We start from the raw sequence: 15866 nt of genomic DNA on the forward strand, positions 1-15866 counted from the left end.
ATTGCGGAAGATTCCCTACGGCTGCCTCCCGCAGGAGTCTGGGCCCTGTCTCAGTCCCAGTGTGGCCGATCACCCTCTCAGGTCGGCTACGCATCGTCGCCTTGGTGAGCCATTACCTCACCAACTAGCTAATGCGCCGCGGGTCCATCTGTAAGTGGTAGCCGAAGCCACCTTTTATGTTTGAACCATGCGGTTCAAACAAGCATCCGGTATTAGCCCCGGTTTCCCGGAGTTATCCCAGTCTTACAGGCAGGTTACCCACGTGTTACTCACCCGTCCGCCGCTAACATCAGGGAGCAAGCTCCCATCTGTCCGCTCGACTTGCATGTATTAGGCACGCCGCCAGCGTTCGTCCTGAGCCAGGATCAAACTCTCCATGAAGTAATGGAGCGCAGATTAAGTTCATCACATCCTGTGAGAACATCTGCATGACCTGCATCGTGCAGGCCCCTGACTACGCACATCGCTGTGCGATTTGTTTAAAACTGAATTAACAGGTACGTTTTGTCTTGTTTAGTTTTCAAAGATCATTTCGCTGCCTCTCAACGAAACAGCTTTACCAATATAACATCCAACTTCTTTTTTTGTCAACAACTTTTTTTAAATTGTTTTGAAGCTTTTTGTTTTGTCTGCTGTTCATCAGCGACGCTTAATAATATAACACCTGTAATTCTTTATTGCAATAGTTTTTCTAAAAAAATTCTATATAACATATAAACTAGAATCCTTGTCATAGATTCTATGGGAGTTAACTATTAAAAGAACACATACATTAATCATGGGATCTTGTTGTTTTTTTCTTTTTCTTGTATAGTAGAAACGAACTAAATACTGATAACCACAAGGGGAGCATTAAAGCTGAGAGTGAGCGGTTTCGTTCTGACCCTTTGAACCTGTTAGTTAACGCTGGCGTAGGGATGTGGCAAAGTCAAATGAATTGCAGATCGTAAAGCAGTGCGTGGAACTTTTCTCATCCTTCCGCGTGCTGCTTTTTTGTTGTCCTTTTGGATTGTCTATCGACGGAAGGGGATTTTTATGAATCAATCTAAGCAACTGGTTCGCCTTATTGAAATTGCAATTATGACTGCGGCTGCTGTTATTTTAGACATCGTCTCAGGAATGTTCCTCCGCATGCCTCAAGGGGGGGCGGTCTCCATTATGATGATTCCGATTTTTCTAATTTCCTTTCGATGGGGTGTCAAAGCAGGCCTCACTACCGGCCTGCTCACAGGACTGGTTCAAATAGCCATTGGAAACTTATTCCCGCAACACCCTATACAGCTGCTGTTAGATTATATTATCGCGTTCGCAGCTATCGGAATAAGCGGATGTTTCGCTTATTCTATTCGTAAAGCCGCTATATCCAAAGCAAAAGGAAAATTAACGGCTTCAGTGATCAGTGCAGTTTTTATCGGCAGCTGCCTCCGCTATATCGCGCATGTTATTTCAGGAGCTGTATTTTTCGGCAGCTACGCTCCAAAAGGAACACCGGTATGGATTTATTCTTTGACTTACAATGCCACTTATATGGTTCCTTCATTCCTCATCTGTGCAATTGTCCTTTGTTTATTGTTTATGACAGCTCCGCGTTTGCTTACAACTGATAAATCTTAACGTCGACACCCCCAGCGTCATACGCTGGGGGTGTTTTTTCATCTGTTAAGAACTGTCTTCAAAGCCGAAAGATCCGGCCAGCCGAAGCCTGCTACTTCCAGTCTTTCTCCTGCAATTTCAAAGATATCCTCCGATACCCTTTCAGGTGAATAAGCCTGATAAAATCGGATCGAGGGATTTTCCTTGATAACCCAAACAAACATGCTCGAAAAGCCTTGATGAAGCAAAAACTCCGCTCCTTTTGCTAAAAGCGCTTTGCCTGCACCTTTCCGCTGATGCTTTTCTAAAAGGTAAATCGCGTATAGCTCGCCGTCATAGCCTCGTTGTTCAGAGCGAAGAGTCCCAAAGGAAGCAAAGCCGAATAGTGGATCTATTTCGTCCTGAACCACAAATACACCTTTTAAAGAGCGGCTTTTCCATTTGTCTTCACATTCCTTGTAGTTAAGACTGTTTAAGTAATCAGCCGGGACAATTCCGCGATATGTTGTCCTCCAGCTGTCTACATGCACTTTTGCAATGTCCTTTATATCCTCTTCCTTTGCTTCTCGTACAGTTAGCATACTGATATCCTTTTCTTAGTCAGCATTCTGGTTTTTTGAGTCTGTTTTTGCTTCTTTTATTTCATTTGTTAATTCGTTAATACTTTGTTTTACATTTCCTTTACCTGAGAAGTTCTCAATCATTTCTTTTACGTCAATTCCCGACGATGCTTTTAAGCTTTCTTGCAGGCTTGACATTAAGTTCGTCGCATAGCTGGTTACTTTGTTAGCACCGCTGGATTCACCGCTTCCTCCTGTATCAACGACGGTAATTTTATCAATATTTGAAAGAGGTGACGCTGCTTGTTTCGCGTATTCCGGAAGCATTTTCACGATCATATCGAAAATCGCTGCCTGCCCATACTGTTCAAAAGCAGCCGCAATTTTCTCTTTTGCTTCCGCTTCTGCCAGACCTTTCAGGCGGATAACCTCTGCTTCTGTTTCCCCTTTTGCTTTTTCTGCCTCTGCTTTAGCTAACCCGTCTATTCTGACTTTTTCTGCCTCAGCCTTCGCCATTGCTTCTATACTGTACTTCTTGGCATCGGCTTCCGCGAGCTGTTTGGCTTTCTCAGCTGCTGCGGACTGCTCAACTGAATAACGGTCTGCATCGGCTTTTTTCTTCACCTCAGAGTCATATTGACGTTCCCGGCGTTGAATTTCTTTTTCCTCTAGTTCTATTTGTTTTTGGCGTTCGATAATTTTAACCTGCATTTCCTGCTCTGTGACTTGCTGACGCGCTCTTGCAGTCTCTAAATCATATGCCTGGTCGGCATTCGCTTTAGCCGTATCTTGTTCTCTGCGGTATTCAGCCATTTTGAGCTGATTGATTTTTTCAGCTTCAGCGATTTCTGTTGCCCTTTCAAGTTCTGATTTTTTTGCATCTTTATCGGATTCCGCCCGCTTAATTCGAGTTTCTTTATCCGCATCTGCCGTTGCGATGTCAGCATCCCGTTTCACTTGGGCAATTCTCGGTTTACCTAATGATTCAAGATAACCGTTTTTATCACGTACATCTTTAATGGTGAAAGAGACAATCACAAGCCCCATCTTGGCGAGATCCTGTGAAGCGACACGCTGTACCTCTTGAGAGAATTTTTCTCTGTTTTTATAGATTTCTTCAACTGTCATGGACCCGAGAATGGAGCGAAGGTGGCCTTCTAAAACCTCCCTCGCTTCCTGTTCACGGTCGTCTTTTGATTTCCCTAAAAATTGTTCGGCTGCTGTAGCGATTTCTCCTATAGAACCGCCGATTTTAATAATTGCAGTCCCATCAGCCATTACAGGTACACCTTGTTCTGTATAGACTTCAGGCGTCGATACATCAAGTTTGCTTGATAATAAGCTCAGCGGCTCTGCCTGCTGGAAGACGGGAAGGACAAAAGTTCCTCCGCCGCGAACGATTTTAAGACGGTTGCCGCCTTCATCGACATGAACATTTTTATTGCCAAGATAGCTCCCTGTTACGATTAACGCTTCGTCAGGTCCTGCTGTACGATATTTTGTGATGAATACGGCAATAAGTGCAATTAATAAAAAGAATACAACTCCGATAACAATGATAATCGGCATTGTCATATTACATTCCTCCTTGTGTTTTAAATGGGTTCATGCGGAGTAACCGAAAGAACTCCGTTGTTAATATCTACGACTAACACCTTTGTTCCGTACATGATTTGCTGATTATCAAAACTGACCGCTGATTTTGAAATGGTTCCGCCTATCCCTTCTATAACCACTTCACCAAACCCGTCAACCGGTACAGCTGTAATCACTTTACCTACTCTTCCTCTTAGATCATCTTCTTTATAAACCAATGATTCTTCTGCAGATGATAATGGCATCAGAACAAAGATGTGAAGCAAGATCACCAGCATGATCGAAAGGATGCAAGATAGAAACGCGATCAACATACTCGACAGCGGCAGAGCCAGTTCGCCTATATATCCGCCTGCCGAAAAACATGTAAAAAATGCGAGCGATAATGTCGGATTAAGCAACGGTATGCCTTCTGACATTCCTGCAAACATATCTCCGAAAAAAAGAAATAACAGCGTAAGACTGCCTGCGATAATAAGCGTATAAAGATAAATCGTTTGTATAGGAACACCAAATAACTCCAATTTCCTCATCCTTTCTCCATCAATGCATTGATGAACGGCTGCCGTTATCATTTAATACGAGATACGCCTGGAAAGGTTTCAAAATTTTAAGACAAATAACCCATTGTGAAGTGCTTGATAAATGATAATTGCTTTTATATATGATAATGTCATGTTAGGAGGAGATATGATGAGTATCTTTAATGAAGCCAGATTAGAAACGTGGAACGAAGTGAAAGGACTTTCTGACGAAAAGCTGAATCAAAAGCCTTCTGCCGAAGAATGGAGCATACGGGAAGTTCTTGACCATTTAAAAAAAATCGATATGACTGCCCAAAAAATGCTGAAGGAGCGTGTAAAAGAAGCTCCTGTTAAAGAAGTTGAAGAAAAACCGCTTGAAGCAGCACAGGATAGAAATAACAAACGGAAAGCTCCAAATCATCTTGAGCCTGAGCATGATTTTATTTCAGGCAGTCAAATGAAACGCGAGCTCGATGTAGTGAGAGAGCAGTTAACAGCTGCAATTGCCTCTTTGAAAGAAGAAGATTTTGAGAGAGTGCTTCCGCATCCCGTGTTTCAAGAACTTACCATCAGACAGTGGATTGATTTTATCGGCCATCATGAAAAACGGCACCTCAGCCAGATTAAAGAAATTAAAGAAAAGATAGAAAGGGCCTGATGTTAATCAGACCCTTTCTGCTTTTCTTTTAACTTTCTTCTGATAAGAATGAACCTCTATTTCATCACCTGCGTAAACAGTACCAGGTCTTTCAACAATGCACACGATCCCTCTTATGCCCAGTGCGTGGCGGACGAAAGCCGGCGCTAGCTTCTGCTGTTCCGGATAATAAGATTGAATGACTTCTCCCGGCTGGATACATGGGTCATTTTCTCCCTCACACAGCAAAGCCGCACCGCTCGGAAAAATGAGCCGGCTTCCTTCTTTTAATGAAGTAAGATCAGGTAAACCGCTGACGGCCACATTCGCTCCAAGCCATTCCGGCAAAATGTTCGGCACGCCTAATTTTAATGCAATTTCATCACATTCCTCTATTGATACGATAGAAATTTGTCTCCGGTTGAAAATTTCAGTTCCTCTTGAAAACATCGGTTCTCTTGCTCCCGCTTTTTTGGTCAGGCCAAAATGCAAGTCGCCGGGGATGCCGCCAAAATCAAAATCAAGCTTGTCCATTTTCTTTGTTATGAAGCTTTCTGTATCTGCAATATAGACCCCTTCCGCTTTTGCGGTTATACGCTTCCACATCAGCAGCACCTTCCTTCTTTCCTCATATTTTCATCTATGTTTCATTATCCCAAAAAATCCCGCTCTGTAAAGGAGCGGGACACGTTGTTATACTGTTTTAGGGATAAGATCAAAGCATCGCTTGTAGATCCAATTGTATGCTTTTTCATTTAAATCTCTAGGGTTTCCGAAGGTTTGCGGGTCTTTCATCGCTTCTTTTGACAAGCGTTCGATCATATCAGGTGATACTCCCTGCTCTTCTAAAGTCGGCACTTCTAAATCTTCGACCAGATCATACATCCAGTTGACAGATGCTCTCGCTGCTTCTTCTGTTGTCATTTTGCTTGTATCAATACCGAACGCTTTGGCAATACGTGCAAATTTCTCAGGATAGCCCTTCCAGTTGTACTCCATAACAGGACCCATCATCGCAGCCACACATTGACCATGAGCAACTGGGATAATACCGCCAAGCGTTTGGCTCATTGCGTGAGCCGCGCCTGCTGATTCACTGCCGTAAGAAAGACCTGCAAGCATCGCAGCCTGCGCCATTCCGTATCTTGCTTCCAGATCCTCTCCGTCAGCAAATGCTCTTCTAATATAATGAGCGGCATATTCAATCGCCATCAAGGCAACTGCATCCGTGATTGGCTGCGCAAATTTCATTGTGTAGCACTCAATGGCATGGGCAAGCGCATCAATTCCTGTCATGGCTGTTACATGCGGCGGCATTGAAGTATGAAGCTCAGGATCAATAATGGTCACATGAGCTGCGATCAGCGGCCCGCCAGTATTGAATTTGAATTCTCTTTCTTCATCTGTAATAACCGCCCATTGGGTTACCTCTGATCCTGTTCCGGCCGTTGTCGGAATTGTCGTCAGCGGAGGAATGCGGTTTTCCAGCGGCTTTTTTCCGTCTGCCGCTTCATAATCAAGCACGCTTCCTTCATGGGTGGCTTCTACTCCGATTGCTTTTGCAGTATCCATGGAGCTTCCGCCTCCGACTGCCACCAATCCATTACAGTTCTCTTTTTTGTAAAGCTCAGATCCTTCATTCACCAGACGGACAGGCGGGTTGGGTTCTACTTTATGAAAGAGCACAACTTCAATGCCTGCTTCTTTAAGTGATTCAATCACAGGATCAGCGACACCGGCTTTATAAATCCCAGGGTCTGTGACAAGAAGCGCTTTAGAAACGCCCAGCGCTGCTACTTCTTCACCTGTATGTTTGACAGCCCCGATTCCATGCTTAATCACAGTCGGAATTTCAAATGTATGAAACTTGTTCATGCTTTCTACTTTCATATTTAATGTCATCATTAACTCCCCCTCTTATGAATTGAACCAATTAACTGCCGCAGGTTTTGTATTGCGGTACACATGTTTGACTTCTGTATATTCTTCAAGACCAATTTTTCCAAGCTCACGTCCGAATCCGGATTGCTTATAGCCTCCCCATGGCGCCTGTGCAAAGTAAGGATGGAAATCGTTAATCCAGACTGTTCCCATTCTCAAGCGGGCTGCTACGCGCTCACACTTTTCAATATCTTTTGACCATACCGCTCCGGCCAAACCATAGATGGTATCATTCGCAAGCGCGATCACCTCTTCTTCAGAGCTGAAGGCTTCGACAGTCAATACAGGACCGAAAATCTCTTCCTGAATGATTCTCATATCAGATTTACAGTTTGAGAAAATCGTAGGTTCATAGAAAAAGCCGTTTTGAAGCGCAGGGTCGTTCGGACGTTTGCCCCCTGTCTCAAGCTTCGCGCCTTCTTTTATTCCGATCTCTACATATTTTTCTACTTTTGCCCTGTGCTCTGCAGAAATAAGCGGGCCGCTTTCTGTATCTGTGTGAAAACCATTACCGAGTTTTATGCGTTTTGCCCGTTTGACAAGCTCCGCTAAAAACTGGTCATGAATGGCATCTTCAACAAGTAAACGGGAACCAGCTGAGCATACTTGACCGGCATGGAAAAATACTGCGTTTAATGCCTGATCGACTGCAACCTTTAAATCTGCGTCCTTGAACACAATATTTGGATTTTTTCCGCCAAGTTCAAGTGCGATTTTTTTGACGTTTCCGCTTGCAGCCCGCATGATTTTTTTGCCTGTTTCGATTCCGCCTGTAAATGAAATCAAATCGACGTCTTTGTTTACGGCAAGCTCGTCGCCTACTGTAGCTCCCGGTCCGAGGACAAGATTAGCGACACCTTTTGGAACGCCGGCTTCTTCCATCAGCTTAAAAACTTTGATTGTCGTCAGCGGTGTGATTTCACTTGGTTTCATAACGATTGTATTGCCTGCAGCCAGTGCAGGTGCGATTTTCCAACTCGCTTGCAGGAGCGGATAATTCCATGGAGTAATCTGGCCGCAAACCCCGATCGGCTCTCTGATAATTTTGCTTTCTGAATCAGGGATTGGAGAAGAAATGATTTCTCCGCTATCTTTATCTGCCAAGCCGGCGTAATATTGAAAAACATTGGCGATATCGTCCATGTCCCCCTTGCTTTCTTCGAGGGTTTTTCCCGTATCAAGCGATTCAAGTTCAGCCAGCTCATCAAGATCGCGTCTGATTAATTCCGCAATTTTCAGAACAATTTTACCGCATTCAATCCCTGATAAAGATGGCCATTCGCCGTTGTCGAATGTTCTTCGCGCGGCTGCGATTGCCTTTATGGCGTCCTCTCGTCCTCCTTCGCTTACAGTTGCAATTTCTTCTTGATTAAATGGATTGATTATACTGCGGATCTGCTCTTTTTCAGAACTGATCCATTCTCCGTCAATATATAATGTTTGACTCATATAAGCCTCCTTGACGTAAATAAAGTTTGTTAAATAAAAATTTAACGTTTTTAACAACCTTAATCTATCGTACGATTTTTAAACTGTCAAAGTCCTATTTAATTTTTCTTTTTGACTTTTCTTTATGTTTCGCTAAGATAAAGAACATAAAGAAATAACTTAACAAATTTAATTTTCTAATGGAAAAGAGGGTCAGTATGGATGAAAATCCAGAAGTTACAGCTATAGAACAGGCTCGGGATCTTGTTATCGACTCCATTGCTGAAACAATGGATCTTTATGGAATCACCCGCAGTGTGGGGATTTTATATGGGACGATGTATATGAGGGATGAGATGACCCTTGACGAAATGCGCGAGGAATTGCAAATGAGCAAACCAAGCATGAGCACAGGCGTCAAAAAGCTGCAGGACTTAAACGTAGTGAAAAAAACATTTCACAGGGGCATCCGCAAACATACATTTGTGGCTGAAAAAGATTTCTTCAAATTTTTCATAAATTTCTTTCCGCCTAAATGGGAACGGGAAGTTCAAGTAAATATAGCAGCCATAGAAGAAGCTCAGGCTGATTTACAAGAGGTTTTGAGCAAAGAAGGCCTCAATGAAGAGATCAAAAATGAAGCACTTCAGCTATATGAGCAGCTTGAAAGCTCTAAATCTTACTATGACTGGCTGAAACGGCTCGCTGAAGCGGTACAGAGCGGAGAAATTTTTACATTTATACCGATTGAAACAAAGTAAACGAAAAAACGCCTGGGAAACCAGGCTTTTTTTTGTTCTTTTGTATAAAATTACTGTAAATTTGAAAAATACGGTAATAAAATCCCATTTACCCCCTAAAAAATTGATGATAATTTTTTCATGTAGGGAGAATTGTATTTGGCCGGCAAAGGAGGTGAAAAACGGCAGGCCTGTTTTCATTTAAAACTTTGAGGGGGATTTTTATTATGAAACGCAAACTATTATCTTCATTGGCAATCAGTGCACTAAGTCTTGGCTTACTTGTTTCTGCACCTACCGCTTCTTTCGCTGCTGAATCTAAATCAACTTCCGCTCATACTGAGTCTACTATGAGAGCACAGTCAACAGCTTCATTGTTTGCAACAATCACAGGGTCCAGCAAAACGGAATGGTCTTTCTCTGATATTGAATTGACGTACCGTCCGAACACGCTCTTGAGCCTTGGGGTTGTAGAATTTACGCTGCCAAGCGGATTCACTGCAACTACGAAAGACACAATGAACGGACATGCTTTGCGTACAACACAGATCCTCAATAATGGTAAAACTGTAAGAGTCCCTCTGGCACTTGATTTGTTAGGGGCTGGCGAGTTCAAATTAAGACTGAATAACAAAACACTTCCTGCCGCTGGTACATACACTTTCCGTGCGGAGAATAAAAGTTTGAGCATCGGAAATAAATTTTACGCTGAAGCCAGCATCGACGTGGCTAAGCGCAGCACTCCTCCGACTCAGCCATGCAACTAATCTAAAAAAAGACCGGTTCACTCCGGTCTTTTTTTGCGTCTTAATCTCTCCTTTTTCCACCATCCCCAATTATCTTTTTTCTTATTTAAAATTTAAATTGACAAACACTAGAAACAAGAGTAAATTCTTGAGTGTTCAATTTCATACAGTCTCTTTTACCGCTTAATCAAACACGAACGGGGGAACCAACGAATGGCTGTTTTTAAGCAGCACTGGGGTGAATCTTACGAAGTAAGAAGGGGTACTCTGAATCCCTAATCCGACAGCTAACCTCGTAGGCGTATACAGAGAGGAGGCCTATTTATCGGCCATTCTTTGCAATGGTCTTTTTTTGCATCAAAACGTTATTTACTAAGGGAGATATGAACAGTGGGAAAAATGAAAAATAAACAATTTGCTGTGATCGGACTGGGCCGTTTTGGCGGCAGCATTTGCAAAGAGCTGCACAGAATGGGGCATGATGTCCTTGCCATTGATATTAACGAAGAAAAGGTAAATGCGTTCGTTTCTCATGCAACACATACGGTGATCGCAAATGCCACTGAAGAAAAAGAATTGCTTTCGTTAGGAATACGCAATTTTGAGTATGTGATTGTTGCCATCGGAGCGAATATTCAAGCGAGTACTCTGACTACGTTATTATTAAAGGAGTTTGACATTCCGAATATTTGGGTGAAGGCTCAAAACTATTATCATCATAAGGTGCTTGAAAAAATCGGCGCCGACCGCATTATTCATCCTGAAAAGGATATGGGCGTTAAAATCGCACAAAGTCTTTCAGATGAGAATGTTTTGAATTACATTGATTTATCAGATGATTATAGTATTGTCGAGCTGCTGGCAACAAAAAAGCTTAATTCAAAATCGCTTTTTGATCTGAATGTAAAGGCGAAGTACGGCTGTACAATTCTGGCTATTAAACATCTTGGAGATGTCCGTCTTTCTCCCGCCCCTGAAGATATCATTTTCGAAAAGGATTGTCTGGTGATCATGGGAAACAAAAAGGATATTAGACGTTTTGAAAACGAAGGGATGTAGACAAAGGTGACGCTTAAAAAGGATAGAGTAATTAAATGGGTTCGCTTTACTCCGCCTCAAGTGCTTGCAATTGGTTTTTTTCTTACGATTATTATCGGAGCTGCGCTGTTAAAGCTTCCGATTTCTGTTATAAAGCCTTTGTCATGGATAGACGCCCTTTTTACTGCGGCATCTGCTACAACTGTTACAGGACTTGCAGTTGTTGATACCGGGACAGAGTTTACTCTTTTCGGGCAAATAGTCATCATGGGGCTGATCCAGATCGGCGGGCTTGGATTTATGACTTTTGCTGTTTTAATCGTCATGATATTAAGAAAAAAAATCGGGTTAAAAGAACGAGTGCTGGTTCAGGAAGCTTTAAATCAGCCGACAATTGGCGGCGTCATCGGCCTTGTCAAAGTTTTGTTTCTGTTTTCAATCAGTGTTGAGTTAATAGCAGCACTCATCTTATCCATTAGGCTTGTGCCCCAGTTCGGCTGGGCATCCGGCTTATTTGCCAGCTTGTTTCACGCCATATCTGCTTTTAACAATGCCGGGTTTTCGGTGTGGCCGGATAATTTGATGAGCTATGTTGGCGATCCTACAGTGAACCTAGTGATTACTTTCTTATTTATCACTGGAGGGATTGGATTTACCGTTCTGTTTGACATGATGAAAAAGCGGCGATGGAAGGCGTTTTCTCTACACACGAAAATCATGCTTACCGGAACCTTGATTCTGAATGCAGCTGCCATGCTTGTGATCTTTGTTTTAGAGTACAGCAATCCCGGCACGCTTGCCCATCTGCAGATAGGAGATAAACTATGGGCCGCCTATTTTCAGGCTGTGACACCGAGAACCGCCGGCTTCAATTCTATTGATATAGGAAGTATGAGAGAAGGAACGATTGTATTTATTTTATTATTAATGTTTATTGGAGCAGGCAGCGCTTCAACGGCAAGCGGCATTAAGCTGACTACGTTCATCGTGATTTTGATGTCTGTCATCGCTTATTTGCGCGGAAAAAAAGAAACGGTTATTTATCGCCGCTCCATCAAATATCCGATTATCATTAAAGCTTTAGCCGTGAGCGTCATCAGTTTGTTCATCGTGTTTTTAGGAATATTCGCCCTGACGATCACAGAACAAGCGCCGTTTATTCAAATTGTGTTTGAAGTCTTTTCCGCATTCGGAACTGTCGGTCTTACGATGGGATTGACTCCAGAACTCACAACAGCGGGAAAATGTATCATTATAATCATTATGTTCATTGGAAGAATTGGTCCTTTGACGTTTGTGTTCTCATTCGCGAAAACAGAGACATCCAATATTCGTTACCCTGACGGTGAAGTATTTACAGGTTGATGTTAAAAACTCCGGCGATTTAAGCGCCGGAGTTTTTATGATTCGATATTTTTTCATGTTCCGCGATTGATGGCATTATCCCTCTGCATGGTCACAGGTCACGTTTTTTTATCGGACCGACCGCTACAAGATCATAACAGCGATGTAATTGCCTTTTTTTAAGTTTGAGATTGTCAGCATGGTAGAGTCCGATACTAAACAAACATACAGAACAGTCAATAAGTGATGAATATGTGAAGTATTATTCCCCATAATCCCCTAAACGGAACAAAAAATGAAAAATACCTGCAAAAAGCCCTCGGTTCAGGTTGCTTCCTTGATTTCAACAGCTGAATCATCAATCCAGCCGATGAGTTTATCTTTAATTTGAAATTGGTACCAGACGGACTGGCCTCTCTGCCTTTTGGATACAACCTTTATGTCTTTGCCGACGTAAGATTGGGCAGAGGTGATCTTTATGGACCGATCATCAGTAGAAGGCTTGGACCATATGTCTTGAACAGCACCGTCTTTAATGGAGGCGTTTAGATCCACTGGTTTGAGAGATGGATTTACCTTATCGTACTCATTTAAATCGTATGTTTCCACAATAGCGCTGATTTTGTTAGCGTAATCAGGGTCTGTAGCGTACCCTGCCTTTTGCAAGGCCGTCGCCGCTTCCTTATAATCTCCAGCATCAAGCACTGGTTTATACTTCTTTTTATTCCATGAAGTGCCGCGAACAAACAATTGGGCGTGATCGTCCATTGATTCAAAAAACGTGCTGTATTTTCGAAACTTCGCACGAATGGTCTTTCGTTCCCCTTTTTCAAATTCGTCCGTTTCCATCGTGACATGATGGCCTTTATATTTTCCTTTTACGCCAAAAAGGTTGTTGGCCTGGGCAGCAAGCTCGCTGTTTCCCCAGTCAGATTCAAGAATAGCCTGAGCAATTGTAATACTGGGGAGAACATGATATTTCTCATACAAAATTTGCGCATGTCCGGACAGGCTATCTATAAATAATTGCCGTTCATCAATTTCTTCAGGCTCTTTCGATGTCTCAATCGGTTTTGATAATGTTGTCGCTAAAACAAAAAAAGCGAGCGGGATCGATACAATAAAAAATAGCGCAATGAAGATTCTGCGTTTTCTCAGTTTTTTACGGGCCATGAAAACCTTCCTTCGGATTAAAAGATTACAAAAGTAAAAGAATCTACCTTTTAGAATTTTACTTGCACTTCTCATATTTTTCAATTCTTTAAGGATAAAGTTAGGAAAAGATTGCAAATAAAAAACCTTTCCCTCAAGGAAAAGGTTTTGATCCTGTACCTATTTTAATAAGTTTCTGAGTGCGTGGCGATATTCTCTATCCCGTATCACATGATGTGAATTGGCTGCAGTCTTTGGCAGTCCTTCTGATGAAACGGCTGGTTTTTCTGGAGCTGTTTTCGCTTTGTCATGCGGTTTATGTGCCAGCTTGTGCCCCATGCCTGTGGCATTCATACAGAATGATAAGCAAACGATCAGCACGCTTAGGATAAAAGAAATGAGAAAGAGATCATGATAAGCAATCATCATAGAATCCTGCACCGAACCGTTTTGTCTGGCAGCATCTTTTTTCGTAAAAAAGCCGATAAGAATTGGAACTCCCATATAGACAAACAACCTTAAAAACTGAACAGCTGTCATTCTCTTGACTAAATCAGGCAGCGGGCCGCCCATAGCAGCTCCCATAAGCCCTGCGGCCACTGTCAGCCCTGTTCCAGCCGCAAGCATGATAAACAGCACTGCAAACATATAGAGTGATGAATGATCCTGCATATGCAGCCATTGAAAATTCACAAATACGAGCATAAGAGCACCTATAATACCGAGCACTCCGGGTCCGACTTTATCATAAAACAATGTGCTCACAATGGCGGCAATTGCCACTCCAATTAGAAGAGTCAAATTTAAAAGAACGAGATGCTCCTGAGAGATATTATACATTTGACGCAGCAATCCTTGAAAAGCAGAAAGGCTGACAGCTACAGTTATAGTTCCTGCAGCAATGATAAATAAGCCGAGAATCGGTTTTGGCAGCAGCATCAGTTTAATAGAAATAAAGGGGTTTTTCTTTTTATACTCCACAATTAATAGAACAACCAGCAAGCATAAAGTAATGCCAAACCCAGTCCATGCATACCCTGATGAAAGCCCCAACTTTTGCAGAAAAACAAATGTAACCGCTGAAGCCAGAGCAAGGCACACAGATAAAATAATTCCTGCGTTATCAAGCGGCTGTTTTTGCTCTTGTGAACCATGATGCTCATCATGAAGAAAGAAATAGCTCACTAAGACACCGATCAGTGACAATGCGCCAAAGGTGTAAAACAGCCATCTCCAGTGGCCGCAGCCTGTAGCAATTGTTCCAAGGATCGTGCCGATGATCACAGAGCCATAAAATCCGCCGATCAGCACCAGCAGAGCATAGTTTCTGCGTTCAATCGGAAAAGACAAAACAAGCATTGGAATCATAATCATCAGCATAACGCCTGTAGCCGCCCCCTGTAAAAAACGCCCTATCGCCATCCATGCAATATCACTCGAACATGCGAAGAGCAATGAACCAAATATAAAAGCGGGTAATGAGGCCAAATAGATTGGACGCGCACCAAATTTTTTTCTCAGCAATGGTCCTGCCGGCACTAATAAAGCAAAGGCCATATTGCCGATCAATATTGGATTTACCGATGTGAAGCCACTTGTTCCAACCGTCTTTTGAACGAGGCCTTGCACTGACGACAATGCCGTGTTAGACATCAATCCCGGTCCGACCGCTAAAACGGCGAGCAAAGAAATCATCCAATAATGTTTTGTCTTCATGTTGTCATTCCTTCCTATACATACGAAACACATTATTTTTAAAAACCAAAAGAAGCTAATAGTTTTTGCACGCCATTAGCTTTCATTCTAATATTCTCCCTGTCTTGAGAAATGATATGATGTTATGAGTGTTATGTGAACAAATGAGCATACATTCGAAAATTATTCCGAAACAACTCTGTTTGTCAATGACGCAAATTTCAAGCACAACATAAATATCTGCACCGCATTTTCCTGAAAATCGCGTTTTTAAATACAAGGATGTGGAACTTACGGGTCCATGCTCCCTCAAGCGATTCAAAGCAGGCAGGCTGTTCTCTTCCAACTAATAAAAAAGGTTCAGCAAACGGCATTTCTCTCAAAAACAACGCCTTATAGAATAAAGGTATGGAACAAAGGATAGCTCGAACCCTTGTTGACCTCTATCGTGCCAGTTCGAAGATGGATTTTTGATACTAACGGACGTTTTATAGTTTCTGATTGGGTTGGTCACCTGTCCCTAAAAGCATTATAACATACTTCATTTACATCTCTGTCAGGCGTTAAATTAAATAACTATTTTAAATGCCGCTTATTCTCTTCCAAAAATCCCCTCGTAGATAAAAGAACTTTTGTTCGTATGTGATTTATTTAAGGAAAGAAAATTAAAATGGCAGATTTTGAGCATAAAATGTATTGAATTATTTTTAATATAAGTTACTTCAGAAACATGGAACTATTGGAGCGAAAAACCGCAAACTTTTTTCTTCGGTTAGTTTCTTTCAGGGTTCATTTTCCAAATAAAAGGCTTTTTGTGTTTTCTCGATAACTTTATATGGTGAAATTTTATTGATTATTGCACCGCAAGGCTT

At 42.2% G+C, this 15866-nt stretch carries 14 protein-coding genes, 1 rRNA gene, 1 pseudogene and 2 riboswitches; of the genes and pseudogenes, 6 read left to right on the forward strand and 10 right to left on the reverse strand.

Going from position 1 to position 15866, the window contains the following annotated elements; genetic code table 11:
- Nucleotides 1–381: ribosomal RNA gene (locus BTW01_RS12710) — 16S ribosomal RNA — on the reverse strand; the annotation flags it as partial.
- Between the two features lie 452 nt (nt 382–833).
- A riboswitch (TPP riboswitch) is annotated at nt 834–935 on the forward strand.
- 100 nt (nt 936–1035) lie between these two features.
- Here BTW01_RS12710 and thiT point away from each other — a divergent pair.
- A complete protein-coding gene (thiT, locus tag BTW01_RS12715) occupies nt 1036–1614 on the forward strand; it encodes an energy-coupled thiamine transporter ThiT (RefSeq protein WP_162103330.1) in 579 nt (192 codons plus the stop codon).
- Between the two features lie 38 nt (nt 1615–1652).
- Here the strand turns inward: thiT and BTW01_RS12720 are convergent, their stop codons facing one another.
- Genes BTW01_RS12720 through BTW01_RS12730 form a run of 3 tightly spaced genes read right to left on the reverse strand, consistent with a single transcriptional unit; the run spans nt 1653 to nt 4273 of the window.
- The gene (locus BTW01_RS12720; RefSeq protein WP_162103331.1) at nt 1653–2174 is read right to left on the reverse strand and encodes a GNAT family N-acetyltransferase; all 522 of its coding nucleotides are present in this window, start codon (nt 2172–2174) and stop codon (nt 1653–1655) included.
- Nucleotides 2175–2189: 15 nt separating this feature from the next.
- Complete coding sequence (gene floT, locus BTW01_RS12725) at nt 2190–3728, reverse strand: flotillin lipid rafts scaffold protein FloT (protein WP_162103332.1); 1539 nt, start codon at nt 3726–3728, stop codon at nt 2190–2192.
- A gap of 20 nt (nt 3729–3748) precedes the next feature.
- On the reverse strand, nt 3749–4273 hold the full coding sequence (locus BTW01_RS12730) for an NfeD family protein (RefSeq protein ID WP_162103333.1): 525 nt from the start codon (nt 4271–4273) through the stop codon (nt 3749–3751).
- Between the two features lie 169 nt (nt 4274–4442).
- Between BTW01_RS12730 and BTW01_RS12735 the strand changes: the two genes are divergently transcribed.
- Entirely contained in the window at nt 4443–4931 is a 489-nt protein-coding gene (locus BTW01_RS12735; RefSeq protein WP_162103334.1) for a DinB family protein, read from the forward strand.
- Nucleotides 4932–4937: 6 nt separating this feature from the next.
- Here the strand turns inward: BTW01_RS12735 and BTW01_RS12740 are convergent, their stop codons facing one another.
- The 3 genes from BTW01_RS12740 to betB all read right to left on the reverse strand — a co-directional run bounded on the left by BTW01_RS12740 (nt 4938) and on the right by betB (nt 8300).
- Nucleotides 4938–5516 carry an MOSC domain-containing protein gene (locus tag BTW01_RS12740; RefSeq protein WP_162103335.1) on the reverse strand — a complete coding sequence of 193 codons (579 nt, stop codon included), beginning with the start codon at nt 5514–5516 and terminating at the stop codon, nt 4938–4940.
- Between the two features lie 87 nt (nt 5517–5603).
- Nucleotides 5604–6812, reverse strand: a complete 1209-nt coding sequence (gene gbsB, locus BTW01_RS12745) for a choline dehydrogenase (RefSeq protein WP_162103336.1) — start codon at nt 6810–6812, stop codon at nt 5604–5606.
- Between the two features lie 15 nt (nt 6813–6827).
- The gene (gene betB / locus BTW01_RS12750; RefSeq protein WP_162103337.1) at nt 6828–8300 is read right to left on the reverse strand and encodes a betaine-aldehyde dehydrogenase; all 1473 of its coding nucleotides are present in this window, start codon (nt 8298–8300) and stop codon (nt 6828–6830) included.
- A gap of 197 nt (nt 8301–8497) precedes the next feature.
- Here betB and cudC point away from each other — a divergent pair, with 197 nt between their 5' ends.
- The 4 genes from cudC to BTW01_RS12770 all read left to right on the forward strand — a co-directional run bounded on the left by cudC (nt 8498) and on the right by BTW01_RS12770 (nt 12168).
- Nucleotides 8498–9040, forward strand: a complete 543-nt coding sequence (gene cudC / locus BTW01_RS12755) for a choline uptake/conversion transcriptional regulator CudC (RefSeq protein ID WP_162103338.1) — start codon at nt 8498–8500, stop codon at nt 9038–9040.
- Nucleotides 9041–9246: 206 nt separating this feature from the next.
- Nucleotides 9247–9786 (forward strand): biofilm surface layer hydrophobin BslA, encoded by a 540-nt coding sequence (bslA, locus tag BTW01_RS12760; RefSeq protein WP_162103339.1) that lies wholly within the window; start codon nt 9247–9249, stop codon nt 9784–9786.
- Between the two features lie 149 nt (nt 9787–9935).
- Nucleotides 9936–10083, forward strand: a riboswitch (cyclic di-AMP (ydaO/yuaA leader).
- A 72-nt stretch (nt 10084–10155) separates the two neighbouring features.
- Entirely contained in the window at nt 10156–10824 is a 669-nt protein-coding gene (locus BTW01_RS12765; protein ID WP_162103340.1) for a potassium channel family protein, read from the forward strand.
- Nucleotides 10825–10830: 6 nt separating this feature from the next.
- The gene (locus BTW01_RS12770; protein ID WP_162103341.1) at nt 10831–12168 is read left to right on the forward strand and encodes a TrkH family potassium uptake protein; all 1338 of its coding nucleotides are present in this window, start codon (nt 10831–10833) and stop codon (nt 12166–12168) included.
- Between the two features lie 126 nt (nt 12169–12294).
- On the opposite strand, the pseudogene BTW01_RS18730 reads toward BTW01_RS12770, so the two are convergent.
- From BTW01_RS18730 to BTW01_RS12780, 3 genes and pseudogenes are all read right to left on the reverse strand, one after another.
- Nucleotides 12295–12376, reverse strand: a pseudogene (locus tag BTW01_RS18730) (hypothetical protein); the annotation flags it as partial.
- Nucleotides 12377–12471: 95 nt separating this feature from the next.
- Complete coding sequence (locus tag BTW01_RS12775) at nt 12472–13320, reverse strand: glucosaminidase domain-containing protein (protein ID WP_162103342.1); 849 nt, start codon at nt 13318–13320, stop codon at nt 12472–12474.
- A 159-nt stretch (nt 13321–13479) separates the two neighbouring features.
- A complete protein-coding gene (locus tag BTW01_RS12780; protein WP_162103343.1) occupies nt 13480–15015 on the reverse strand; it encodes an MFS transporter in 1536 nt (511 codons plus the stop codon).
- Nucleotides 15016–15866: the final 851 nt, after the last annotated feature.

It is taken from the genome of Bacillus sp. SKDU12 (assembly GCF_010093085.1).
In the GTDB taxonomy this organism is placed as follows: Bacteria; Bacillota; Bacilli; order Bacillales; family Bacillaceae; genus Bacillus; species Bacillus mexicanus.

Excerpts from the sequence above, each read along its gene's own strand:
- BTW01_RS12720 (WP_162103331.1), bottom strand. The coding sequence starts at position 2,174 with ATGCTAACTGTACGAGAAGCAAAGGAAGAGGATATAAAGGACATTGCA.
- BTW01_RS12780 (WP_162103343.1), bottom strand. The coding sequence starts at position 15,015 with ATGAAGACAAAACATTATTGGATGATTTCTTTGCTCGCCGTTTTAGCG.
- gbsB (WP_162103336.1), bottom strand. The coding sequence starts at position 6,812 with ATGACATTAAATATGAAAGTAGAAAGCATGAACAAGTTTCATACATTT.
- BTW01_RS12740 (WP_162103335.1), bottom strand. The coding sequence starts at position 5,516 with ATGTGGAAGCGTATAACCGCAAAAGCGGAAGGGGTCTATATTGCAGAT.
- betB (WP_162103337.1), bottom strand. The coding sequence starts at position 8,300 with ATGAGTCAAACATTATATATTGACGGAGAATGGATCAGTTCTGAAAAA.
- BTW01_RS12735 (WP_162103334.1), top strand. The coding sequence starts at position 4,443 with ATGAGTATCTTTAATGAAGCCAGATTAGAAACGTGGAACGAAGTGAAA.
- thiT (WP_162103330.1), top strand. The coding sequence starts at position 1,036 with ATGAATCAATCTAAGCAACTGGTTCGCCTTATTGAAATTGCAATTATG.
- floT (WP_162103332.1), bottom strand. The coding sequence starts at position 3,728 with ATGACAATGCCGATTATCATTGTTATCGGAGTTGTATTCTTTTTATTA.
- cudC (WP_162103338.1), top strand. The coding sequence starts at position 8,498 with ATGGATGAAAATCCAGAAGTTACAGCTATAGAACAGGCTCGGGATCTT.
- bslA (WP_162103339.1), top strand. The coding sequence starts at position 9,247 with ATGAAACGCAAACTATTATCTTCATTGGCAATCAGTGCACTAAGTCTT.
- BTW01_RS12775 (WP_162103342.1), bottom strand. The coding sequence starts at position 13,320 with ATGGCCCGTAAAAAACTGAGAAAACGCAGAATCTTCATTGCGCTATTT.